Raw genomic sequence first — 25,116 nt, 5'->3', positions numbered from 1 at the left:
ACCAGACCAAATGAAAAATAACCAACTGCTTTCGATTCTTATTTTTTTCTTTATATGTAATTATTCTCTAGGGCAAAACCAGGAAAACATTTTATCCTTTCAAATTTTTGATCAACTAACAGGAATACCATTGGAAAATGCCGATATTTTTATACAGCCTTGTAATTGTGGGGGTATTTCCAATATGGACGGTCGTTTTTCTATTGAACTGCCAGTAGAGACCTATAGAATTACAGTGTCCTATATTGGTTATGAAGATAACTTACAGACCGTTTTATTGGACGAAAATAGATTTTTAAGAATTGAACTTTTTGAAAAAGAAGAACAGCTGTCAGAAGTCATTCTTCGTGCCAAAAGAATCAATGATAATGTTGAGTCTCCCCAAATGGGGGTTCTGCAATTAAAGTCCCAGGACCTAAAAAAAATACCTGCCGCACTTGGTGAATACGATGTATTACGAGGAATGACTTTGCTTGCAGGAGTAAATAGTGCGGGGGAAATCAGTAATGGACTATCAGTCAGAGGAGGCTCTTTGGATCAAAACTTAATTTTGTTCGATCATGCTCCTGTCTTTAACCCCACTCATTTATTTGGTCTTTTTTCCGTTTTTACACCGGATGTTCTATCATCTGTAGATTTGTATAGGGCAAATATTCCATCACGTTTTGGAGGTAGAGTGGCCTCCGTATTGGACGTGAAAGTTAAAAACCCTTATGTAGATAAATTTAAACTATCTGGTGGATTGGGTTTGGTTTCCAGTAGATTAACTGTGGAAACCCCTATCGTTAAAGAGAAATTAACACTCATTGCCGGTGTTAGGGCGGGATTAACGGATTTTTTGCTGCCTCTAGTTTCCGAAAGGTTAAAAAACACAAAAGCAAGATTTTATGATGGCACAATGAAACTATTATACTTGCCTACAGAAAAAGACCAAATATCTTTAACTGGTTTTTATAGCAAGGATTTTTATCAATTGGATTTAATATCCAAAATTGAAAATATAAATGCGGAAAACAATCAATATGATTTTAAAACCATAAATGGCACTTTAAATTGGCTGCATAATTTTGATTCTGGAACCAATCTAAGAAATACATTTGTAGCAAGTCAGTATACTCCCAAAACTATTTTCCCAGAAGTTGACAATGATAATGAAATTGAATTTGAATCTAGGATCAATTATCTAAGTTTTATATCTGAGTTGTCAAAAGATATTAGCTCGGAAGTGGATTATTATCTGGGTGTTCAGGCGAACCAATATAAAATATTTCCAGGTACTTTAGACCCAGGTGCAGGTAATAGCATCAATCCTGTAGAATTAAGTTCGGAAACTAGCTATGAATTTTCCGGATATGCAAATGTTAACTGGAATCCTCTTGATAATCTTTCACTTTCTGGAGGACTAAGATTTACACATTTTATGTTTGTAGGGCCCTATACATTGGCTCAATTTGATCAAACGGGGAGTACAATTTTAGATACTCAGTTTTTTGATAAAGGGGAAAAGGTGAAATCTTATGATGGGCTGGAACCAAGATTGGGACTTAGTTATAAGTTCAATGAAAGTACTTCGTTGAAGGCTAGTTATGCAAGGGTGAATCAATATTTGCAGAATGTCTACAATAGCACTACTCCATTGCCAACATCTAGATGGAAAACCTCCGATGCCAATATAAAACCGCAAATTAGTGATACCTACGGTTTGGGACTGTATAAAAACTTAAGCAATGACCTTATTGAGTTGGGAATCGAGGGTTATTATAGGGATTCCAGAAACAATCTTACCTATAAACCTGGCGCGGATTTTTTTCTGGAAGAATTTTTAGAAAGGGATGTGGTACAAGGTCAAGGAGAAGCATATGGTGTTGAATTTAGTTTTAGAAAGACAAAAGGCAGGTTCAATGGTTGGTTTAATTATACTTGGTCCAGAAGTTTCTTACGTTCCCAAAATGAAAGATTGGCAGACCGGGTAAATAATAACGAATGGTACCCATCCGATTTTGATAGACCCCATGTTTTAAATGCAACAGTAAATTTTGAAGGAGAAAAAAACCATGTGTTCAGCTTTAATTTTACTGGACAGACAGGAAGGCCATATACAGTGGCCAATAGTGTTTTTGCTTTGGAGAATATTAATGTCCCCATTTTTATTGAACGTAACAACGCAAGATTACGACCGTATCACCGTTTGGATTTTTCCTGGAAAATTAAATATGGAAAAAATTTGACCCGAAAATGGGTCGGGGATTGGACCTTTACGGTGTATAACCTATATAGTAGAAGAAATCCTTTTAATCTGTATTATGCACAGAGAACAGGGCCAGAGAATTCTGAAATATTTTTGGGAAGCCCTTTAGGTTCATATGAACTATCTGTAATGAACAGCCCTCTTTTCTCTTTAACTTATAATTTTGTGTTTGATTAATCTATGGGGCAATGCAAACAATCAGGACATTCAGGATTTTTTTAAGTATCTTTTTATTGGCGGGTTGCTCAGACCCAGTAGCTCCAGAATTTGAATATATAGATGGACTCGTTTATATTGAAGGATTGGCATCTACAATTACGGGACTTTCTAAAGTTACCATTACTACTTCAGATACCGAATTTGGGATTCGTAAAAATACTCTTATTGATGATGCACAGGTTTCTTTTAGAAATGTTGATACGGCAGAGCAGGTTGATTTGGTTCTGGATACGGATACTTACATACCCCCAAATGATTTTGTGGTTTTAGAAGGTGAAACATGGGAAATGCAAGTTTTATTATCAGATGGAAGGCAATTCCAATCTACTCCTGAAAAAGTTACTGTTCCAGTTGATATTTTAGAAATAAATGCAACTTATGACACTGAACTTTTTTTTAGTGAGGCATTTGAAAGTTTTATTCCCGGTCATTCTGTTTTAATTAGTTTTGAGGATCCTTCGGAGATGGAAAATTACTATTATTGGCGTTTTCGTTCGTATGAGCCTATAACCATTTGCGCAAATTGTGATGAAGGGACTTATTTTAGAAATGGTATATGTGAACCGCATTCGGGCTATACATTAGTTCCATATTTTAGCTATCTATGTGATTCCAAATGCTGGCGTATTAGGTATAATGCGAACATTCAAATATTTACAGATGATTTTGTTGATGGAAAATTGGTGAATAATCTTTCAATAGCCAATATTCCATTATATACAAAAGAGAACATTGTGGTGGAGATACAGCAGTTTTCATTGTCATCTTCTGCCTACAAATATTATAAAACTTTAAAAGATATTATAGATAATAGTGGAGGGTTTAATGCACCAACGCCTGCCGCATTAATAGGAAATTTGTATAATCCAAATGATGCCAACGAAGTAGTTTTAGGTAGGTTCACGGTAGCAGCTTCGTCTACAAAATCGATTTTTATTGATAGGTCGGACATAAAGGAATTACGGTTGGAAAGATATGTTCCCTTTGGTAATTCTGAGGGAGGACCAGGATTTGTTGTGCCTGACCCCCTGACTTTGTCCATTCCATGTGAGGAAAGCTTATACAGAACTTCCATACGCCCCGAAGGTTGGTTGGATTAATGTGCTTCCAACCAATTATCACCCACACCCAATTCTACATCCAAGGGAACAGCCAATGTATAAGCATTTTCCATTTCAGATTTTATTAGAATTTTCATTTCTTCCAGTTCGGGTTTGTATACATCAAAAACAAGTTCATCATGCACTTGTAAAAGCATTTTTGTTTTGTAATTACCTTCAGTAAGTTTTCTATGAATATTGATCATGGCAATTTTAATAATGTCGGCTGCACTTCCTTGTATGGGTGCATTTACAGCATTTCGTTCTGCTGCCCCACGAACAATGGCATTGCTTCCATTGATGTCCTTTAAATATCGGCGACGTCCTAAAACTGTTTGTACATACCCATTGTCCCGTGCAAAATCTACCAATTCGCTCATGTAATTTCTTAGTTTTGGGTAGGTTTTGTAATAGGTGTCAATTAATTCCTTGGCTTCAGCACGTGACAAATCGGTCTGATTGCTCAATCCAAAAGCCGAAACACCATAGATAATTCCAAAATTCACAGTTTTGGCATTGCCTCGCTGTTCTCTGGTTACTTCAGAAATAGGAACATTAAAAACTTTAGAAGCAGTTGAAGCATGAATGTCTTCACCATTTTTAAAGGCTTCAATCATGGTATCTTCCTCACTTAAAGCAGCTATAATTCTAAGTTCTATTTGCGAGTAATCTGCCGCAAGCAAGGTATATTCATCATTGCGGGGAACAAAAGCTTTTCGCACTTGTCGGCCACGTTCTGTACGAATGGGAATATTTTGAAGGTTAGGGTTGTTGCTACTTAATCTTCCTGTGGCTGCAACAGTCTGCATATAGTCTGTGTGCACTCTACCTGTTGAAGGTTCTATTTGTTCAGGCAGAGCATCTACATATGTGCTCTTTAATTTTGAAAGGCCACGATAATTCAAGACATTTTTTATAATTTGATGGTCCTTTGCTAAATAGGATAGAACATCTTCCGCAGTAGAGTATTGCCCGGTTTTTGTCTTTTTGGGCTTGTCCACCAATTTTAACTTTTCAAAAAGGATTTCACCCAATTGTTTGGGTGATGCTATGTTGAATTGTTCTCCAGCTTCCTCATAGATTTTAGCTTCCAATGTGCCAATATCATTGTCTAAATCGGCAGATAGGGATTGTAAAAATGCTTTGTCCAGATTAATGCCCTCCAATTCCATATCGGCCAGAACACTTAAAAGAGGCACTTCAATATCATTAAAAAGGACATCTGTTTTGGCTTCCGCTAATTCTGGTCTAAAATGCTGCGCCAATTGATACGTGATGTCTGCATCTTCAACTGCATATTCAGTTTGCTGTTCCAAAGGAACATCTCGCATATTTAATTGATTTTTACCTTTTTTACCAATTAATTCTGTAATGGAAATAGGAGTATAATTCAGGTAGGTTTCTGCCAAGACATCCATGTTATGACGCATATCGGGATTTATTAAATAATGTGCCAGCATGGTATCAAAATAGTTGCCTTTTATATTGAGATTATATTTGCGTAAAACTTTGACATCATACTTTAAATTTTGGCCTATTTTCTCAATGTTTTCAGCTTCAAAAAACGGACGTAATTGCTCAATAAGTTCTTGGGCTTTATCTTTTTCTTCAGGGAAAGGAACATAAAAACCTTTGCCAGTTTCCCAACTAAATGCTATGCCAACTAATTCTGCCTGTATTGGATTTAAAGAGGTAGTCTCCGTATCAAAACAAACAGAAGTCTGCTTCATTAAATTCTGCACAAAAAGTTTCATTGCCATTCCTGGCGCAACACTTTGGTATACATGGGAAACAGTTTTAGCGGTATTTCTACTAGAAATCGCTTCCATTGGTTTACTTGCTTCTCCAGTACTGCCAAACAATGAAAATTGACCACTACCTGCTTGGCTAGCTTCTTTTTTGGAAACTTTTGGAGCTGTTTCTTGCTGAGGAACTACCGCTTCTCCTGAGAATAATTTTAAGAACTGATCTTTAAGCCTTCTAAATTCCAATTCTTCAAAAATCTCCTGTACTTTTTTGGCATCTGGTTCGGATAGTTCATAATCTTGGGCATCAAAAGTCACATCACAAGTAGTACAAATGGTTGCCAGTTTTCGGGATAATCTTCCCAGCTCGGCATTCTCTTCTACTTTTTCCTTCATTTTTCCTTTTAGCTTATCAGTATTCGCTAAAAGACCTTCCATATCACCAAATTCCGCTATGAATTTCTTGGCAGTTTTATCCCCCACTCCTGGAAGCCCTGGAATATTATCACTGGCATCACCCATCATGCCCAGATAATCTATTACTTGTTCTGGTCTTTCAACACCAAAACGGTCTTGTATCTCTGGAATTCCCCATATCTCTATACCATTCCCCATACGTGCGGGGCGGTACATAAAAATATTTTCAGAAACCAATTGTCCAAAATCTTTATCTGGGGTAACCATATACACCTTGTAATCTTCCTTTTCGGCTTGTTTTGCCAAGGTTCCAATAATGTCATCCGCTTCCCAACCCTCTAAAACCACGACAGGAATTTGCATGGCTTTTAATATTTCCTGAATAAAGGGAACGGCAATTTTTATGGCATCGGGGGTTTCATCCCTATTGGCTTTATATTCTGGAAAGAGTTCAGTACGTTCTGCACTGCCCCCTTTATCAAAACAAACTGCTAAATGGTCTGGTTTTTCACGACGAATAACATCAAAAAGTGAATTGGTAAACCCCATAATGGCGGAAGTATCCATCCCTTTTGAATTTATTCTTGGGTTTTTGATAAATGCATAATAACCACGAAAAATAAGGGCGTAAGCATCCAGTAAAAAAAGTCTTTTTTGTTCTGCCATTTTAAATTTTATTGAAGGGTTTCAAACATACAAAGAATATCCACCTTTCTAAAGTTTTACGAAGTGATAAAAGAGCCCGAAGGAACATTTTTATGCTCATTTTTTGAATATTTTCTATAGGTAAATCCTGGTTGTACACAGTAACTCCCTGTTTCACCTTTTTTATTGATTGCAATATATCCAATCTGGAAATTTTTATAATCTTTATCTTTTGTGACAATTCTATTTACCGCCTCCTCACAGGCTTCTTGGGGAGATTTTCCTTGTCGCATCAATTCCACAATTAGAAAACTTCCAAGCGTTTTCAAGACTTTTTCACCAACTCCGGTTGCTGTGGCCGCTCCAATTTCATTGTCAACAAAAAGCCCGGCACCTATAATGGGGGAATCACCCACTCGGCCCCCAATTTTATAGGCCATGCCACTGGTAGTGCAAGCACCGGAAATATCACCATTTTCATCAATAGCCAGCATGCCTATGGTATCATGGTTTTCTATATTAATAATGGGTTCGTATTGGGATGTTTTTTTCCACTCCAACCATTCTCGTTTGGATTTCTCTGTCAATAGATTTTCTTTAGGGAAACCTTTCTCATAGGCAAATTGTTCTGCACCTTTGCCAGCCAAAATTACATGGGGTGTGTCCTCCATTACTTTGCGGGCAACGGAAACCGCATGGGTCACATTTTGTAAATATACTACGGAACCACAGTTTCCATATTTGTCCATTATACAAGCATCCAAAGTTACATTGCCATCTCTATCCGGTCGGCCACCTTTGCCAACGGATTGGTTGCTAACATCTGCTTCTTCTTCCATTACTCCTTTTTCCACTGCATCCAGTGAATTTCCACCTGCATTTAATACGTCCCATGCTTTGCTGGTTGAATTGGGAACATTCCATGTGGCTATAACAATAGGTTTTACAGCTTCGGAGGTATCAATAGTGGTTGTTGGGGGTGTATTTTCCTTACAGGAAGTTGCTAATGGGGTAGACAAAATACCCGCCGTACCTATGGCAGATTTTTTTAGAAATTTTCTTCTTTGCATAATGCGTAACTTTATGGTTTAAAGATAAGAAATATGCTTATAGAAGTTTGTGCCAATTCTTTGGAATCTGCTCTTAATGCCCAAAACGGGGGAGCGGACAGAATTGAACTTTGTTCTGAGCTGGGTATCGGCGGTATTACCCCTTCTTATGCAGTGTTAAAATTGACAAAGGAAAAACTCATTATTCCAAGCCATGTATTGATAAGGCCTAGAAGCGGAGATTTTACTTATTCTGATCTAGAATTTGAAATAATGAAAATGAATATTTCACTTTGCAAAAAACTGGGTTTCAATGGAGTGGTTTCTGGAGTGTTGCACCAAGACAACACATTGGATTATGAACGTACTTTAATTTTAAAGGAATTGGCGGGTACAATGAAATTTACATTTCACAGGGCTTTTGATTGGGTAAAGGAACCTTTTAGGGTTTTGGCGCAATTAGAAGAAATAGGAGTGGATTATATTTTAACATCAGGGCAAAAAAAATCGGCTCTTGAGGGAATAAATCTTTTGTCAGAATTGAAACAAAAGGCAAGCTTATGCGTCATATTACCTGGGGGTGGAATAAATGAAACCAATGCTCGGGAGTTTAAAAAGAAAGGTTTTAAGGCAATTCATCTTTCAGGGACAAGTTTTGTCAAAACTTTGGAAGGGAAACCTGTTATTTCAATGAATTCACATTCTTTTATTAATGATGACAAAATTGCATTGACCAATGAAGTCACAGTTGCGAAAATATGTGACTTAGTTAAATAAAGATAAAGTGGTTCAACATTTGGGTTCTAAAGAAATATATTTGTAAAAAGAGAATTATATGTTGCGTTGGGTAATATTTATCGTAGTGTATTTGGCGGTTGCTTTTTATACACTCCAAGCCTTAAAGACAGTTACAAAACATCAATGGGTGTACTACACTTTTGTTGCCGTTACACTGTTGATTATTGGAAATTTTATATATCAGTTTACAATTGGCGAAGAAGGCAGGGTGTTAAGTAGGCCAAAAAGTTATGCTTTTGGATTTTTGGTTGCTATTCTGGCATTTATGACCATCAATCTAATTTTACTTTTTTCAGAGGACATTTTCAGATTTTTATCTGCTATATATTACAGGATTTCCGGGAAGCATACAGAGTTCACGATTCCTTCCAGAAGAAGATTTCTTAGTATGGTGGCCCTTGGGGTTGCCGCGCTTCCTTTTAGTGCTTTGTTGTATGGCATGTATAGGGGCAAGTATAATTTTAAAGTGTTAAAATATAATTTGGAGTTTGATGATTTGCCAAATGGGTTTGATGGATACCAAATAACCCAAATTTCAGATATCCATAGTGGAAGTTTTGATAATGAAGAAAAAATAAGTTATGCCATAGATTTGATAAATGAACAGAAAAGTGATGTGCTTTTTTTTACAGGGGATATGGTAAATAACAAGGCGGAGGAGATGAAACCTTGGGCAACACTTTTTTCTAAACTTAATGCAAAAGACGGGAAGTTTTCCATATTGGGAAATCATGATTATGGGGATTATGTGGATTGGGATACTGAAGAGGAAAAGAGTCAAAACTTGATTGAATTGAAAAAATTACAAAAAGAAATAGGTTTTGATCTTTTATTGAACGAAAGCAGATATTTAGAGAAAAGTGGCGATAAATTGGCTTTAATAGGTGTGGAAAATTGGGGCAGGGGCGGATTTAAAAAAGCAGGTGATTTACAGAAGGCAAAATCCAATATAGATAAAAACGATTTTAAAATTTTATTGAGCCATGATCCGTCGCACTGGGAGGATCAAGTAATTGGTGATGACTATCATTATCATTTAACTTTAAGCGGGCATACCCATGGGATGCAATTTGGGATAGAAATACCGGGGTGGATAAAGTGGAGTCCTGTTAAATGGCGTTATAAGTACTGGGCTGGTGTTTATGAAGAAATGGGTCAGTACATAAATGTGAATCGTGGTTTTGGGTTTTTAGGTTATCCAGGGAGAGTGGGAATTTGGCCGGAAATCACAGTGATAACATTAAAAAAGAAATCTTTAACGTGAATTTAACGTAATACTTCACAGTGGGAATTGTAGTATCGGTTGTTTTTTAACATTTTTTAGTATTTTTGGGCTGTAACACAATGATTCATATATGTCAAAATTTGGCGAATTAATTGATTTAAATGTTCCTGTACTATTGGATTTCTATGCCGATTGGAACGAACAATCCACTTCAATGCATCCTGTACTAAGGGATGTTGCAGCTGCCTTGGGAGATAAGGGAAAAGTAATTAAAATAGATGTGGATAAGAACAAAGAGCTTTCCCAAGCTTTAAGGGTAAAAGGCTTGCCCACTCTAATGATTTATAAAAAAGGAGAAATGGTCTGGCGACAAAGTGGCGAACAAGACGCCAATACACTGCTGGGTATCATAAATGAGTATATATAAAAAAGCCGAGATTTAATCTCGGCTTTTCTTATTCTACAGGAGCAAGAAGACTGTCCAGTTGTTCACCGGGAATGGTATCTAGTTCCATTGAGTCTTGCATATCTGGATCATTTAATGGTGTTGGAGACAGTTCTTCTTCCAATGTACTGCCCTCATAAAAGTGACTGAACTTATCTATGAATTCATTAAAAATCAATGTTTCTTTTTCGGCAAAGTCCCGATCTCTATTTTTAATTAGAATATCAATATTTCGTCTATAGGCTTCCATATCTGTGATGATATCATCAATATTGTCATACTGCTCATCCAATGGCATACCAGCATAATAGGTAAGGCGTTCTTGGTATTTTGTTTTTAAACCACCGAAAAGATCTCTGGCCTTGGAGGTTTCCCCAACTTTATAATACCCATCCACAAAGGGCTCTACAAAGGCGTAGAAACCAAATTGGTCCAAGGGCATATTCTCCATAGCTATGTTTATGACATCCTTGGCCTTCTCAATGTTGTTTTCGTTGATCAATGTTTCGGACAAACGTGCCAAATTACTTCTAAAGGATAAACCTTGGCTTCTAGTTTGTGGATCGTGGTAAATATCCTTTCTGCCAGAATTCCCCCAGTCCCATTTTTTAACAATATTGTACATTAGGTCACTATCTATTCTTCCCATTTCAAAAGAACTTTGGTTCTTGGTTTCTATTGGGACCAATTTATAAGCCAGACCATCCAATTGTAAATAATCTTTCATCCAAATGTATTCTGCTTTATCAAAACTTCCTCCAGAGAAGTAGATAGGGCGTTTCCAATCATTGTTGGCAATTAGGTCCAACATTAAAATTCGGTTTTTTGGTAAAGCGCTGGGAAGGTCAATATCAATAAATTCAACTATGGATGCCGAGTCTTTTTCTTTGACCAAACCACTTTCCAAAACATTTTTCTTGTTTACGGGAATACGTATTTTGTTGGTAGGATAAAAAACTACATCCAGATAACTCTCAGAATATTGGCTCAAATCCCCTCCATTTTGTTGAATAATATGTTTGATTTTTGTCTGAGGCTTATCACTTGCAACCCAGTTCATGAAATCTTTAATATCCCACCTACTATCCGTTAGGCTTTGAAGGTATATTGCATCTCTGGAGCCATACCTGTATTGTTCATGGGTCAACTGTGAAGGAATAGGGTCGCTTTCATAGGCCTTGCTTTTCATTTGATCTATGTACCAATCCGTAGCAAAAAGGCTTGTATTGACAATCCTTATGTCTGTTCTGTACCCTTCAATTTCTTGTGCATACCAAAGAGGGAAAGTGTCGTTGTCACCAATAGTAAACAAAATTGCCCCTGCATTTTCTTGGCATGAATCCAAATAGGCTTTGGCCGTTGAGTTTGCCGTAAAACGGTCAGATCTGTCATGGTCATCCCAATTTTGAAAGGCCATTACTGCTGGAACGGCCAAAAGACAAACCACCACTAAAATGGGGGCCAGTATTTTTGGCGTCAAAAATTTTCTGAATTCATCGAACAGACCATAAACTCCAATGCCTATCCATAATGCAAATACATAAAAAGAACCAACCAAAGAATAATCTCTTTCCCTTGGTTGAAAAATACCCGGATTTGTATAAAATTGAATAGCTATTCCAGTAAACATAAAAAATATAAACAATGCCCAAAACTGTTTGGGGTTTTTGGATATCTGAAAAATTAATCCAATAATTCCCAAAATGAGGGGCAGAAAGAAATAAGTGTTTCTTCCTTTACTATTTTTTATGTCACTAGGTAAATTGTCCTGACTTCCAAGTCGAAGGTTGTCCACAAAACCAATGCCGCTTAACCAATTTCCATTGTCATCATATCTACCTTGGACATCGTTTTGCTTTCCAACAAAATTCCACATAAAATAACGCCAGTACATATATCCAAACTGAAACTGGAACATATATTTTATGTTTTGCCCAAGAGTAGGTGGTAACACTTCTATATAATCACTGAATTCATGTAAAAATTTAATATACTGATCTGTATCTATTTCGCCATTAGCATAACCATCCTTAAATTGTTTTACAGCACCCCTAAGGTCATTGTTACTTAAGTATTCACCTTTTATTTTAAACTCCAAAGGAAAAAAATACTTCATGTAATTTTCTGCATTTTGGTCGCTCCACATTCTTGGCAAAGCCCCTCTATGTTTTTCATTGGGACCCGGAATGGCGTCTTTATAATGATTTACTATTACATATTTTCCTAATTCTTCATCTTTCTCGTATTTGGGTTTATCGTCTACATCTTCACCGGAAGGGGCGAACATATCGGAATAATATGTGCCATAAATTGGACTATCCACACCAGGATACTGTTCCCTGTTGTAATAGGCCAATAGAGATCTTGCATCAGATGGGTCATTTTCATTAATAACTACATTGGCATTGGCACGTATGGGCAACATGATCCAAGAGGAAAAACCAAAAATCAAGAACATAATACAAAGCACCAAGGTGTTAGCAGTTTTGTAATTGTTCTTTTTGGTATAGCGCAATCCAAAATAAAAGACCGCAACAAAAATAAGGCCCATTATCAAGGTGCCGGAATTAAAGGGAAGTCCAATATTGTTAATAAAGAAAACTTCGCTCCAGCCAAAAAGTTTTAGTACATAGGTCAAAGAAAATTTATAGACTAACATTAACACGGCAATAACCGCTATATTGGCGATTAGGAAATTTTTTATAGTAGTGGTTTTATATTTTTTAAAGTAGAACAAGAGGCCGATTGTAGGAATCGCCAAAAAACCCATAAATTGAATGCCAAATGTTAATCCTACCACAAAAGAAATCAAGATTAACCAACGGTTTCCTCTTGGGTCGTCCAAATTGTCTGCCCACTTAAGTCCCATCCATAGAAGTAGGGACATAATAAAACTGGCCATGGCATATACTTCTGTTTCCACGGCATTGAACCAAAAGCTATCGGAATATGTAAAAGCCAATGTACCAACAAGCCCACTTCCCAAAATAGCAATGGCCTTGCTATTTGTAATTTTTTCATCCTTGGACAACAACTTTCTTGTTAAATTGGTAATAGTCCAGAACATAAAAAGAATGGTGAATGCACTGGATACCCCTGATAGGAAATTAACCATAAAAGCCACTTGGTTGGGCTCCAAGGCAAACATGGCGAAAAAAGCACCCATCATTTGCAACAAAGGTGCTCCTGGCGGATGTCCCACTTGTAATTTTGCAGAGGTGGCAATATACTCCCCGGCGTCCCAAAAACTACCTGTAGGTTCAACGGTAATAATGTAAGTGATAAGGGCTATAAAAAAAACAACCCATCCTAAGATGGTGTCCCATTTTTTGAAGTTTTTTGAAAACATGCAGTGCTTTGTTGGTGCTTTGGGGCGAATTTACTAATTAAAATAGATATGCCTATAGAATTTTGATAAACCTTTAACATGTAACTTGTCTTTAATTTTTTAAATCATTGCAATAAAATATTTGCCCATATAAAACTTTGTTTTAAATTTGCACGCTCGAAAGCTGAACTGGTTTTAGTATCGAATATAGTATTGGCCCATGGTGTAATTGGCAACACTCCGGTTTTTGGTACCGTCATTCAAGGTTCGAGTCCTTGTGGGCCAACAGGTTATAAGAAACCCGACATTTTTTGATGTCGGGTTTTTTTGCATTATGATTAAGTCTTACCCATATTTTTAATATCCTGCTTGCAAGAATTTATTTAATCTATTAAAAATACTGTTTATCGCACTTTTTGTAATATAAATTCTGATGTTTTATATATTGTGAAAGAAATAGACCTATTAGGATTATGGTCTTTTCCAACTGCACCCCACAGAAAAATTAAAGTTTTGTATTATGAATTTAACCATTAAAAATCTCAAGATTATTCTGCTTCTTGTTATTATTGGGTTTGGTGTGGGTATTTACCTCCAAGACTTGCAGCATAGGAAAAGCACGGAAAATGCTTGGCGGGCCAACAGGTTCAATCAAGAGCATTTTAATAAGATTACGGAATATAATGGAAAAATGAATTCCCGAAATTGGAGAGTTTTACGGGATAGTATTAATAGGCAATTGGATTCCTTTATGATTTTAAGGTTTAGGAAAGAAATGGATAGTCTTAATGCATTAAAATAACCAAAAAAGATGTAAGGTATTTGCTCTTTTAATTCTGAAGAATAGGTTTCGTTATTAACAAGAGATTATTCTTCTTCCAAAGTGGGTTCACCCTCATATGCTTCTTCCCTAGCTTCATATTCTTCTTCCAACTCATCTAACATGCTTCCCATTTTCTTTTTATCCTTAATCATGGCCCAAGTCATAATTAAACTAGTGGCAATAATGACAAAAAGGAGAATGCCAGATTCAAAGGTTTCAATTTCCGCCTCCTGTGGAATAGCATAGAACAGCAATACAGTGATAAGGCCCCTTGGTGCAATAAAAAGTTGAGGGAGAATATCTTTGCCAAAGAAAGTCCGTAGCAGAACAAAACGAATGGCATAGATAGATAAAATGATCAATATACTTACCAAGGCCACACTTAAACTAAAAAGAGAGGTTATAGCAATCGTAATCCCGAAAATCACAAAGAAAAAAGTGCGAACAACAAACGCTGTTTCCAGGGTAATGATATGGAGCTCATGATAAATCTGACTAATTTTATCATGTTCTAAAAAAACTTTCATTTTACCTGGGAAGAATAATTTCACATTGGCAATTACCAATCCAAAAATAAGAATGATGATAAGGGAGGACAAGTGCATTTTTTTTCCAATGGCATAGAGCAAAAGCAGCACGGCTATCAATAAAAATTGTTTAGCCTGACTTTTGATTTTTTGAAATACCAAAATAATGGCATAACTGGCAATGAGCGCAATTGCAATGGTAAGCAAAGTTGTACCTGCAAAACCTGCTACTCCTGAACCTTCTGTAGGGTGTAATCTTGATGTTAAAAAGTAAAACATCATAATGCCCATAATATCAGAAAAAGTGCTTTCATAGATATGGAACTCTTTTTTGGACTCCTTTAGACCAGAAACACTAGGGATGATAATGGCACTAGATAATATGGATAATGGAGTGGCATACAACCATGCCGACTGCATGGTCATATTTGGGATAAATTGATAAAGTATGAGGGCAGCTATCCATGCTGAAGCAACAAGTCCCAGTAAGGCTATGGCCATGGATTTTAGAATGGGAACCAGCTTTTCTCGTTTTAATTCTAGTTCCAATGCTGCTTCCAAAACAATCATTATCAGTCCAACAATCCCCAAAACCTCTAATGTGCCATCCAAATCCGGCATTGTTGGAACAAAATACTTAAGAACATATTGTAGTATGACACCCAATACAATAAGCATAAGAACGGAAGGAATATTTGTTTTTTTGGATATTCCATTAAACCAGAAAGAAAGAACAATTATAACTGAGGCCGCAATAATAACATTATATGATGATAGAATTTCCATAATTAGCTTGTTTAAAACTCCAAAATACAATTAAATACCCATATCTTTTTAGAGAAGGTGTGCGTTGCGGAAAAAAATAAAAGTTGTATCTTTGTGCCACTGAAAGGATATGTTAGTATTCATGAGGGGACATTATGTCCCCTCTTTTATTCCCAATAACCTCGGTTTTGGGGGTGTTTTTAAGTAATTCAAGGTTATGTTGAAGGATAAGGTAACGGCATTGTTAAATGACGCTTTAGCGGAAAATAAATCGATTTTTTTAATTGATTTTTCCATGTCTTTGGATAATAAAATCAAAGTAATTTTGGATGGCGACCATGGGGTCTCATTACAAGATTGCATGAACGTTAGTAGAGCTATTGAACATAACCTGGATAGGGAAGAAGAGGATTTCTCGTTGGAAGTAGCCTCAGCTGGGGCAACATCGCCCATTATATTGCCAAGGCAGTATAAAAAAAATATTGGAAGAAAATTAGAAGTAAAGATAGACGGTAAAAGTTTAGAGGGGAACTTAACTTCGGCTACTGAAGATAACATTACATTGGAATGGAAATCTAGGGAGCCAAAGCCAGTTGGTAAAGGAAAAATTACAGTTCAGAAAAAACAAGAAATTGCTATTTCTGATATTGAAGAAGCAAAAGTTGTATTAAAATTTTAATTGTAGGTCAAAATGGAAAATATTGCATTGATCGAATCTTTCTCCGAGTTTAAGGACGATAAGTTCATAGACAGAGTAACGCTTATGGCGATTTTGGAAGATGTATTTAGAAATGCGCTAAAAAAGAAATTTGGTTCGGATGATAACTTTGATATCATTATTAACCCAGATAAAGGGGATTTAGAGATATGGAGAAATAGAATTGTTGTAGAAGATGATGAGGTGGAAGATCCAAATGAAGAAATATCATTAACAGAAGCACGAAAGATAGAGCCAGATTTTGAAGTTGGTGAGGATGTTTCTGAGGAGGTAAAATTAATCGACCTGGGAAGAAGGGCCATTTTGGCACTGCGTCAAAACCTTATTTCCAAAATCCATGAGCATGACAATACAACCATCTATAAGCAGTTTAAAGATTTAGAAGGTGAGATATATACTGCTGAGGTTCATCATATTAGACATAAGGCTATTATTTTATTGGATGATGAGGGGAATGAGATTATCCTTCCAAAGGATAAACAAATACCTGCCGACTTTTTTCGAAAAGGAGATAATGTTCGCGGTATTATAGAAAGCGTGGAACTAAAAGGGAACAAGCCTGCTATTATAATGTCCAGAACATCTCCATTGTTCTTGGAACAATTGTTCTTTCAGGAAATCCCTGAGGTTTTTGATGGGTTGATCACCATAAAAAAAGCAGTTCGTATTCCAGGCGAAAAAGCAAAAGTTGCCGTTGATTCTTACGATGACAGAATTGACCCTGTAGGTGCCTGTGTGGGTATGAAAGGTTCAAGGATTCATGGAATTGTTAGGGAATTAGGCAATGAAAACATTGATGTTATCAACTGGACAAACAATCCGCAATTGTTGGTTACAAGAGCATTGAGTCCGGCAAGAGTATCATCAGTAAAATTGAATGATGAAAAAATGACGGCCCAAGTTTATTTAAAACCAGAAGAGGTTTCAAAAGCTATTGGTAGAGGAGGGCACAATATAAGATTGGCTGGTCAATTAACTGGTTATGAGATTGATGTGTTCCGAGAAGGTGTAGAGGAAGATGTTGAGCTTACAGAATTTTCAGATGAAATAGAAGCGTGGGTGATAGAGGAATTCAAGAAGATTGGAATGGATACCGCCCGTAGCGTATTAGAGCAAGATGTGAATGAATTGGTAAGAAGAACCGATTTGGAAGAGGAAACAATTATAGAAGTTGTTAGAATCCTAAAAGAAGAATTAGAAGATTAAGCTATATATTAGCAACATATTATTTGAATAGGAATAGATATTTATGGCAGGAAACGCAATGGTAAGACTTAATAAGGTTCTTAGGGAGCTAAATATTTCATTGGATAGGGCAGTGGATTTCCTTGCATCAAAGGGACATGATGTGGAGGCAAGGCCAACTACCAAAATTTCTAATGAAGTTTACCAAGTGCTTTTGGATGAATTCCAAACAGACATGAGCAAGAAGGTTGCGTCCAAGGAAGTAGGTGAGGAAAAAAGGAAAGAGAAGGAAGCCATAAGGATTAAACTGGAAGAGGAACAAGAAGAAAGAAGAATAGCAAGAGAGAGAAGGGCTGCTGCTGAGGAAGTAGTAAAAGCTAAAGCTGAACTTTCGGGTCCTAAAACTGTTGGTAAAATTGACCTGAACCCCAAGAAAGTTGCTGCTCCTGTAAAAGAGGAAAAAGTAACTGAGGAGAAGAAAGTTGCCAAAAAAGAAGAAGCTCCTTCAAAAGAAGAGGGTAAGACAGCTGTGGTGAAAGCTAAGGTAGAGCCTAAAAAGGAAGTTGTTGAGCCAGCTTCTGAAGAGCCCAAAACGGAAACCCTTACAACTAAGTACAAAAAGCTGTCCGGCCCTAAAATAATGGGCGACAAGATTGACCTTGCTAAGTTTGAAAAGCCTAAAAAGAAAGTTGAAGCACCCAAGGGTAAGCCAGCAGAAGCTAATAGTGACAGGAAGAAAAGAAGAAGAAGAATAGTTAGCAATACTGGACCACAAGCTGGTGGAGGTAGAGGAAAGGGGCCTGGAGCAAGAAAAGGCAATAATCCTAGATTTGGGTCTGCGCCCAAGGTTGAGCCTTCGGAGGAAGATGTGCAAAAGCAAGTGCGTGAAACCTTAGAGAAACTCCAAGGGAAATCCAAAAAAGGAAAGGGAGCAAAATATAGAAGAGATAAAAGAGATCAGCATAGGCAGCAAACAGAGAAGGACTTAGAACAGCAAGAGTTAGAAAGTAAGATTCTTAAGGTAACTGAATTTGTTACTGTAAATGAAGTAGCGACCATGATGGAGGTTTCGTCTACTCAGATTATTTCTGCCTGTATGTCATTGGGTATCATGGTGACCATGAACCAACGCTTGGATGCAGAAACACTTTCTATTGTTGCTGAGGAATTTGGATACGAAGTAGAATTTGTAACAGCAGATTTGGAGGAATCCATTGTTGAAGAGGTAGATGCTCCTGAAGATTTAAAACCAAGAGCTCCAATTGTGACCGTAATGGGACATGTGGATCATGGTAAAACATCTTTGCTGGATTATATTAGAGAAGAGAACGTAATCGCGGGTGAAAGTGGGGGTATTACTCAGCACATTGGTGCGTATGGTGTAACACTGCAGGATGGACAAAAAATAACATTTTTGGATACTCCAGGTCACGAAGCCTTTACTGCAATGCGTGCCAGGGGTGCCCAGGTGACTGATATTGCAATAATTGTCATTGCCGCTGATGATGCCATAATGCCGCAAACAAAGGAAGCCATAAGTCATGCGCAAGCAGCTGGTGTTCCTATAGTTTTTGCAATCAATAAAATAGATAGGCCTACTGCAAATCCGGATAAAATAAAAGAAGGTCTTGCTCAAATGAATTTGCTGGTTGAAGATTGGGGAGGTAAAATTCAGTCCCATGATATTTCGGCTAAAACAGGTGAAGGTGTAAAAGAATTGTTGGAGAAAGTACTGTTGGAAGCTGAACTCTTGGAATTAAAAGCAAATCCAGAACGATTGGCAACAGGAACTGTTGTTGAGGCATTTTTGGATAAAGGTAGAGGTTATGTTTCCACTATTTTGGTGCAGGCAGGTACTTTGGAAATAGGGGATTATGTTTTAGCGGGTACCACGAGTGGTAAGGTGAAGGCCATGCACGATGAGCGAGGAAAAATTGTGAAGAAAGCTGGCCCAGCAACACCAATTTCTATTTTGGGACTGGATGGTGCGCCACAAGCAGGTGATCGCTTCAATGTTTTGGAAGATGAAAGGGAGGCCAAGCAAATTGCCGCTAAAAGAGGTCAATTACAACGAGAGCAATCAGTTCGTACACAACGTCATATTACGCTGGATGAAATTGGCCGTCGTATAGCATTGGGTGATTTTAAGGAATTGAATGTGATTCTTAAAGGGGATGTGGATGGTTCTGTTGAGGCATTGACAGATTCTTTCCAAAAACTATCCACTGAGGAAATCCAAGTAAATATTATTCATAAAGGTGTTGGTGCGATTACAGAGTCCGATGTGTTGTTGGCATCAGCTTCAGATGCCATTATTATTGGGTTTAATGTAAGACCTATGGGTAATGCTAGGGATATTGCAGATAAGGAAGAAATTGACATTAGGATGTATTCCATTATTTATGATGCAATCAATGATCTTAAGGATGCCATGGAAGGAATGCTTTCTCCTGAAATGAAAGAAGAGATTACAGGTAATGCAGAAATAAGGGAGACCTTTAAGATATCTAAGGTAGGTACCATTGCTGGATGTATGGTTACTAGTGGCAAGATATATAGAAATACTAGTATCCGTCTTATTCGTGATGGTGTAGTTATTTATACTGGAGAACTTGCTTCCCTAAAACGCTTTAAGGATGATGTCAAAGATGTTTCCAAAGGATATGATTGTGGTTTGCAGATTAAGAACTACAATGATATAAAAGAAGGGGATATTGTTGAATCCTTCCAAGAAGTTGCTGTAAAGAAAAAATTATAAGGTTTAATTATAAATCTTACAGATATAAAAGAAAAAAACGACCTATTTGGTCGTTTTTTCTGGTTTTAAGAGCATTGCACTCGGGTATTTTTTTCGTACCTCAATAAGCCTTCGCTCTGCTTCTAGTTTTGTAGAAAAACGACCTACTCTAACCCTATAACTTGGAGATTCAAAATCTATTTTGGAGTACCATCCCGGAAAATCTATCTCTACCTGTGATTTAATTTCTTGGGCTCCACTGTGAGAACCAAAAAACACCTGTATTCTATATAGTTCTGAGCTTTCGTTGACTGATTTATAGATGTCCAATAGTTTGTCTATTTTTTCATCTTGCTCAATGGTAACAACACCTTCCTGTGCCAAACCAAAAGATGTAAAACAGCAAATTACAAGTACTTTTATAAATGTTTTCATTCTTCTTTTTTTAATAAAAAATATTGATGCTACAAATGTAATTTTTTAATTTTCAAACCAATAAATCCAACTCTATTTAGAATTATTATAAATTATAAATTATCAATCCCTTAACATTTCCCAAATAAAGTCTATGTCGTACTTTTGTCGTCAATTTTAACGACGAGAAATGTGTTGAATATCTATATGACACAAAATATCGTGCCAAGATTTCGATAGAAATATTTTTAATATGAAAAAGGTTCCGTACCGCAATCAAATTTCTAAAAATTTAGGTATCAACTTAGTAGCGTTTCTGCTGTTTTTCTCAGCCTCTCTTTTTGCGCAAGATGCTACTTCTGCTGGAGATCCAGCTAAGGGAAAACAATTGTTTAATCAAAACTGTGCTGCTTGTCACTCACTAGACCGTAAGATGACAGGGCCGGCCTTGCGCAATGTGGAAACTCGTCTTTCTGAAGATGAAGGATTGGATCGCGAATGGCTAAATGCCTGGATAAAAAATAGTCCTGGAGTAATTAAATCTGGGGATGCTTACGCCAATAAGGTGTACAATGAATATAATCAGGCGGCAATGACGCCATTTCCTACGCTTTCCAATGAGGACATAGACCATATTCTGGCTTATACTGCTGCAGAGCCGGCTACTCCAGTGGCAGCTGCAACGGGAGTGGTCAATGGTTCTGCTACCACAGGGTCTTCTGGGATTTCAAATGAATTGATTTTGGGGGCCTTGGCACTTATTTTTGGTCTTTTGGTGTTAATGCTGTTTTTGGTGAACAAAACCTTAAGGCGTATTGCTGCGGCCAATGGTGTTGATTTGGAAAAAGAAAAGGAGAAAAGATTGCCTATTTGGAAAGCTTTTGTGAAGAACCAATTTTTGGTATTGGTTACGGCTATTTTTCTTTTATTGGGAAGTGCCTATTTTGCGTATGGTTGGATGATGCAGGTTGGGGTGGATCAAGGATACGCACCTGTTCAACCAATTCATTTTTCTCATAAGGTGCATGCTGGCGATAATAAGATAGAGTGTAAATATTGTCACTCTTCGGCAAGGGTTTCCAAGACTTCGGGTATACCTGCTTTAAATGTATGTATGAACTGTCATAAATCTATTTATCAATATCAAGGTAATCCTGAAGGGCCTAGTAAGGAGGATATTGCGAATGGGTATACCAATGATTTTTACACTGGAGAGATCAAGAAATTGTACGCTGCCGTGGGATGGGATGAAGAAAATCAAAAATATTCAGGTGAGTCTAAAGCTGTTGAATGGGTAAGGATTCACAATTTACCGGATTTTGCCTATTTCAATCATTCACAACATGTTTCTGTTGCTGGAATTGAGTGTCAAACTTGTCATGGTCCTGTTGAGGAAATGGAAGTTGTGGAACAGTATTCTCCATTAACAATGGGGTGGTGCATCAATTGTCATAGGGAAACCAATGTAAAGGTGGAGGGTAATGCGTATTATGATAAAATACATGCAGAGCTTTCTAAGAAATATGGTGTAGAGCAATTGACAGCTGCACAAATGGGTGGCCTCGAATGTGGAAAGTGTCACTATTAATCAAAACTAAAAGGAGCTAATTTCAGATATATCGTATGGCATCAAACAAAAAATATTGGAAAAGCGAAGCGGAGTTAAATCCCAACGATTCCATTGTTGAGACGCTAAGACAGAACGAATTTGTGCAGGAAATTCCTGTTGATGAATTTTTGGGAGATAAAGAAACTCTTGCATCAACAAGTACAAATAGAAGGGATTTTTTAAAGTATGTAGGATTTAGTACGGCTGCAGCTACAATGGCTGCGTGTGAGGGTCCTGTTATCAAGTCTATCCCATATGTGGTGCAACCGGAAAGTATAGTTCCTGGTGTTGCCAATTATTATGCAACAACTATTGCAAACGGATTTGATTTTGCCAGTGTTTTGGTTAAAACAAGGGAAGGTCGTCCTATAAAAATTGAAAATAATACGGATGCCAAAGTTATGGGCGGTGCAAATGCACGTGTCCAAGCATCGGTTTTGTCGTTATATGATAGTACACGTTTGCAGGGACCTTCAGCAAATGGAGAGTCTGTACAATGGGCAGTTATAGATGCTACTGTAAAAGCAAAACTGGCTGGGTTGCAAAGCTCTGGAAAGCAAGTTGCTTTATTGACGCAAACCTATGCTAGTCCATCTACCTCTAAACTGATTTCTGAGTTTGCTGAGGCAAACGGAAATGTGAATCATGTTATTTATGATGCTATTTCGGAAGATGCCGCGTTAAATGCTTTTGAAGCTAAATATGGTAAAAGGGCTTTGGCGGATTATGATTTTGAGAAAGCTGAGCTTATAGTTTCTTTTGGAGCTGATTTTCTTGGAGATTGGCAAGGTGGAGGTTATGATAGTGGTTATGCAAAAGGGCGTGTGCCCCATCATGGGAAAATGTCACGACATATTCAGATAGAGTCTAATATGTCTCTTTCTGGAGCAAATGCGGACAAAAGAATTCCTTTGACCCCCTCTCAACAAAAAGTTGCTTTAGCTAAGCTATATGGGAAGTTAAATGGAAGCAATGTTAGTGGTGATATATCAGAAAGTGTTGAGAAATCGCTAGATGGTATTGTAAAAGAAATAGGAAAAGCAGGTGCTGGTGCTGTTGTTGTTACGGGTCTTGATGATGAGAATGCCCAAGCAGTTGTTTTGGCCATTAATGAAATGTTGAGCAGTAAAGCTTATGATGTTGTTTCTCCGAAATACATAAGACAAGGAAATGTAAAGGCTGTGAATGCTCTTATAGCCGATATGAAAGCGGGTAAAGTTGGTGCGCTGATTATGGACGGTGTCAATCCAATGTACTCATTACCAAATGCGGCTGATTTTGCTGAGGGAATTAAAAATGTTGATTTATCTGTTGCTTTTTCATTGAATAAGAATGAAACAACAGAAATTTCCCAATATGTTGGGGCTGCATCACATTATTTGGAATCTTGGGGAGATGCTGAAGTTAAAAAAGGATATTATAGTTTAGCGCAACCAACTATTAAGGAATTGTTTGATACCAGACAGTTTCAGACTGCTTTGTTGCAGTGGATGGGTAGTGATAAAGGCTATTACGATTATGTTAAGGAAAACTGGAATTCGTCTATCTTGAATGGGGGCGAGTGGAACAAGGCATTACAGGATGGTGCTTTTGTTGCTGTTGTTGAAGCTGAGGAAGAAGCTGTTTCTGTTCTGCAAGAAGAAGCTGTTTCTGTTGCTCCCATAGCATCGGCCGTACGTAATTTGGCTGGTTCAAAAAGTTCAGGAATGGAACTTACTCTGTATTCTAAGGTAGGAATGGGAGATGGTCAACAAGCAAGTAATCCATGGCTGCAAGAATTCCCAGATCCAATTACAAGAGTTTCTTGGGATAACTATGTCACTGTTTCTAAGGCTGATGCCGAAGATTTGGAATTGGTTAATGAAAATGTTGCCAATGGTGGTTTGGATGGTAGTTATGTTAAATTAACGGTGAATGGAGTTACATTGGAGAATGTTCCTGTAATTATTCAGCCTGGCCAAGCAAAAGGTTCTTTGGGGCTTTCTTTTGGTTATGGCAAGAAAGTAGGAATGAAAGAAGAAATGCAGAATGGTGTCAACGCTTTTGCGTTGTACCAAGGATGCTCAAATATACAGTCTGCCACAATTGAAAAATCAACTGGAATGCACGAGTTTGCATGTGTCCAGTTACATAAAACTTTAATGGGCAGGGGAGATATCATTAAGGAAACATCCTTAGAGGTATTTAATACCAAAGACCATGCAGAATGGAATCCTGTTCCTCAGGTTTCATTAAACCATAATGAAGTAGCGGCTACAGAAGTCAGTCTTTGGGATGATTTTGATCGTTCTGTAGGACATCATTTTAATTTATCCATTGATTTAAATGCATGTACAGGGTGTGGCGCTTGTGTCATTGCTTGTCACGCAGAGAACAATGTTCCTGTAGTTGGTAAAGAGGAAGTTAGGAAGTCTAGGGATATGCACTGGTTGCGTATTGACAGATATTATTCTTCGGAGGAAAGTTTTGAGGGAGATAATGCTAAGAAAGACAGTTTAGATGGCCTTTGGGGTGAAAATGGTAGCTTGGATGGTTTCGGTCAAATGGAGGATCCATCAGAGAATCCTCAGGTGGCATTCCAGCCTGTTATGTGTCAGCACTGTAACCATGCTCCTTGTGAGACTGTTTGTCCTGTTGCCGCTACATCACATAGCCGTCAAGGGCAAAACCATATGGCATATAACAGATGTGTGGGTACAAGATATTGTGCAAATAACTGTCCTTATAAAGTTCGTAGATTCAACTGGTTCTTGTATAACAACAATGATGAGTTTGATTATAATATGAACAATGATCTGGGTAAAATGGTTATTAACCCAGATGTGAATGTAAGGTCTCGTGGTGTAATGGAAAAGTGTTCTATGTGTATTCAAATGACACAAAAGACAATTTTAGATGCCAAGCGAGATGGTAGAGAGATTAAGGATGGTGAATTCCAAACAGCATGTTCAGCTGCTTGTAGCTCAGGAGCTATGGTATTTGGAGATGTAAATGATAAAGAAAGTAAGATTGTTGAGTTAAAGGAAAGTGACCGTATGTACCATTTATTGGAGCATGTGGGAACAAAACCCAATGTATTCTATCATGTAAAAGTGAGAAATACAAACGAAGCATAATCA

The 25,116-nt window shown here is 37.4% G+C and carries 16 protein-coding genes and 1 tRNA gene; 12 read left to right on the top strand and 5 right to left on the bottom strand.

The genetic code is table 11. From position 1 onward, the window contains the following. Positions 1-10: 10 nt before the first annotated feature. Both GGR42_RS07180 and GGR42_RS07175 read left to right on the top strand, forming a co-directional pair. Complete coding sequence (locus GGR42_RS07180) at positions 11-2,425, top strand: TonB-dependent receptor (protein WP_167962316.1); 2,415 nt, start codon at positions 11-13, stop codon at positions 2,423-2,425. A gap of 11 nt (positions 2,426-2,436) precedes the next feature. Further along, complete coding sequence (locus GGR42_RS07175) at positions 2,437-3,567, top strand: DUF4249 domain-containing protein (RefSeq protein ID WP_167962314.1); 1,131 nt, start codon at positions 2,437-2,439, stop codon at positions 3,565-3,567. Here GGR42_RS07175 and polA read toward each other — a convergent pair. Both polA and GGR42_RS07165 read right to left on the bottom strand, forming a co-directional pair. Beyond that, a complete protein-coding gene (gene polA, locus GGR42_RS07170) occupies positions 3,564-6,395 on the bottom strand; it encodes a DNA polymerase I (protein ID WP_167962312.1) in 2,832 nt (943 codons plus the stop codon). The two genes, GGR42_RS07175 and polA, sit on opposite strands and share 4 nt — an antisense overlap. Positions 6,396-6,451: 56 nt before the next feature. Beyond that, a complete protein-coding gene (locus GGR42_RS07165) occupies positions 6,452-7,444 on the bottom strand; it encodes an isoaspartyl peptidase/L-asparaginase family protein (RefSeq protein ID WP_167962310.1) in 993 nt (330 codons plus the stop codon). A 33-nt stretch (positions 7,445-7,477) separates the two neighbouring features. Here GGR42_RS07165 and GGR42_RS07160 point away from each other — a divergent pair, with 33 nt between their 5' ends. From GGR42_RS07160 to GGR42_RS07150, 3 genes are all read left to right on the top strand, one after another. Then, the gene (locus GGR42_RS07160) at positions 7,478-8,200 is read left to right on the top strand and encodes a copper homeostasis protein CutC (protein WP_167962308.1); all 723 of its coding nucleotides are present in this window, start codon (positions 7,478-7,480) and stop codon (positions 8,198-8,200) included. 58 nt (positions 8,201-8,258) lie between these two features. Continuing rightward, positions 8,259-9,485, top strand: a complete 1,227-nt coding sequence (locus GGR42_RS07155) for a metallophosphoesterase (protein WP_167962306.1) — start codon at positions 8,259-8,261, stop codon at positions 9,483-9,485. A 91-nt stretch (positions 9,486-9,576) separates the two neighbouring features. Continuing rightward, complete coding sequence (locus tag GGR42_RS07150; RefSeq protein ID WP_167962304.1) at positions 9,577-9,873, top strand: thioredoxin family protein; 297 nt, start codon at positions 9,577-9,579, stop codon at positions 9,871-9,873. A 28-nt stretch (positions 9,874-9,901) separates the two neighbouring features. Here the strand turns inward: GGR42_RS07150 and GGR42_RS07145 are convergent, their stop codons facing one another. Next, a complete protein-coding gene (locus GGR42_RS07145) occupies positions 9,902-13,240 on the bottom strand; it encodes a glycosyltransferase family 117 protein (RefSeq protein WP_167962302.1) in 3,339 nt (1,112 codons plus the stop codon). 193 nt (positions 13,241-13,433) lie between these two features. Between GGR42_RS07145 and GGR42_RS07140 the strand changes: the two genes are divergently transcribed. Together GGR42_RS07140 and GGR42_RS07135 are read left to right on the top strand one after the other, a co-directional pair. Continuing rightward, a tRNA-Gln gene (locus GGR42_RS07140) sits at positions 13,434-13,505 on the top strand. A gap of 234 nt (positions 13,506-13,739) precedes the next feature. Further along, positions 13,740-14,021: a hypothetical protein gene (locus GGR42_RS07135; RefSeq protein WP_209023934.1), complete on the top strand. Its 282-nt coding sequence runs from the start codon at positions 13,740-13,742 to the stop codon at positions 14,019-14,021. A gap of 65 nt (positions 14,022-14,086) precedes the next feature. Here GGR42_RS07135 and GGR42_RS07130 read toward each other — a convergent pair whose 3' ends face one another. After that, the gene (locus tag GGR42_RS07130) at positions 14,087-15,355 is read right to left on the bottom strand and encodes a cation:proton antiporter domain-containing protein (RefSeq protein WP_167962300.1); all 1,269 of its coding nucleotides are present in this window, start codon (positions 15,353-15,355) and stop codon (positions 14,087-14,089) included. 196 nt (positions 15,356-15,551) lie between these two features. On the opposite strand from GGR42_RS07130, the gene rimP reads away from it, so the two are divergent. Genes rimP through infB form a run of 3 tightly spaced genes read left to right on the top strand, consistent with a single transcriptional unit; the run spans position 15,552 to position 19,995 of the window. Beyond that, entirely contained in the window at positions 15,552-16,013 is a 462-nt protein-coding gene (gene rimP, locus GGR42_RS07125) for a ribosome assembly cofactor RimP (protein WP_167962298.1), read from the top strand. Between the two features lie 12 nt (positions 16,014-16,025). After that, positions 16,026-17,258, top strand: coding sequence for a transcription termination factor NusA (gene nusA / locus GGR42_RS07120; RefSeq protein WP_167962296.1), 1,233 nt, complete (start codon positions 16,026-16,028; stop codon positions 17,256-17,258). 43 nt (positions 17,259-17,301) lie between these two features. Further along, on the top strand, positions 17,302-19,995 hold the full coding sequence (gene infB / locus GGR42_RS07115; RefSeq protein ID WP_167962294.1) for a translation initiation factor IF-2: 2,694 nt from the start codon (positions 17,302-17,304) through the stop codon (positions 19,993-19,995). Between the two features lie 42 nt (positions 19,996-20,037). Here infB and GGR42_RS07110 read toward each other — a convergent pair whose 3' ends face one another. Further along, positions 20,038-20,409 carry an SPOR domain-containing protein gene (locus GGR42_RS07110; RefSeq protein ID WP_167962292.1) on the bottom strand — a complete coding sequence of 124 codons (372 nt, stop codon included), beginning with the start codon at positions 20,407-20,409 and terminating at the stop codon, positions 20,038-20,040. 232 nt (positions 20,410-20,641) lie between these two features. On the opposite strand from GGR42_RS07110, the gene GGR42_RS07105 reads away from it, so the two are divergent. Together GGR42_RS07105 and GGR42_RS07100 are read left to right on the top strand one after the other, a co-directional pair. Continuing rightward, positions 20,642-21,976 carry a c-type cytochrome gene (locus GGR42_RS07105; RefSeq protein WP_167962290.1) on the top strand — a complete coding sequence of 445 codons (1,335 nt, stop codon included), beginning with the start codon at positions 20,642-20,644 and terminating at the stop codon, positions 21,974-21,976. A gap of 35 nt (positions 21,977-22,011) precedes the next feature. After that, on the top strand, positions 22,012-25,113 hold the full coding sequence (locus GGR42_RS07100; RefSeq protein WP_167962288.1) for a TAT-variant-translocated molybdopterin oxidoreductase: 3,102 nt from the start codon (positions 22,012-22,014) through the stop codon (positions 25,111-25,113). The last annotated feature ends 3 nt before the right edge of the window (positions 25,114-25,116 follow it).

Source organism: Saonia flava (assembly GCF_011927795.1).
GTDB classification, from domain to species: Bacteria; Bacteroidota; Bacteroidia; order Flavobacteriales; family Flavobacteriaceae; genus Saonia; species Saonia flava.
Note: the sequence above shows the minus strand (reverse complement) of the source record. Positions and strands in the feature narration are given on the sequence as shown.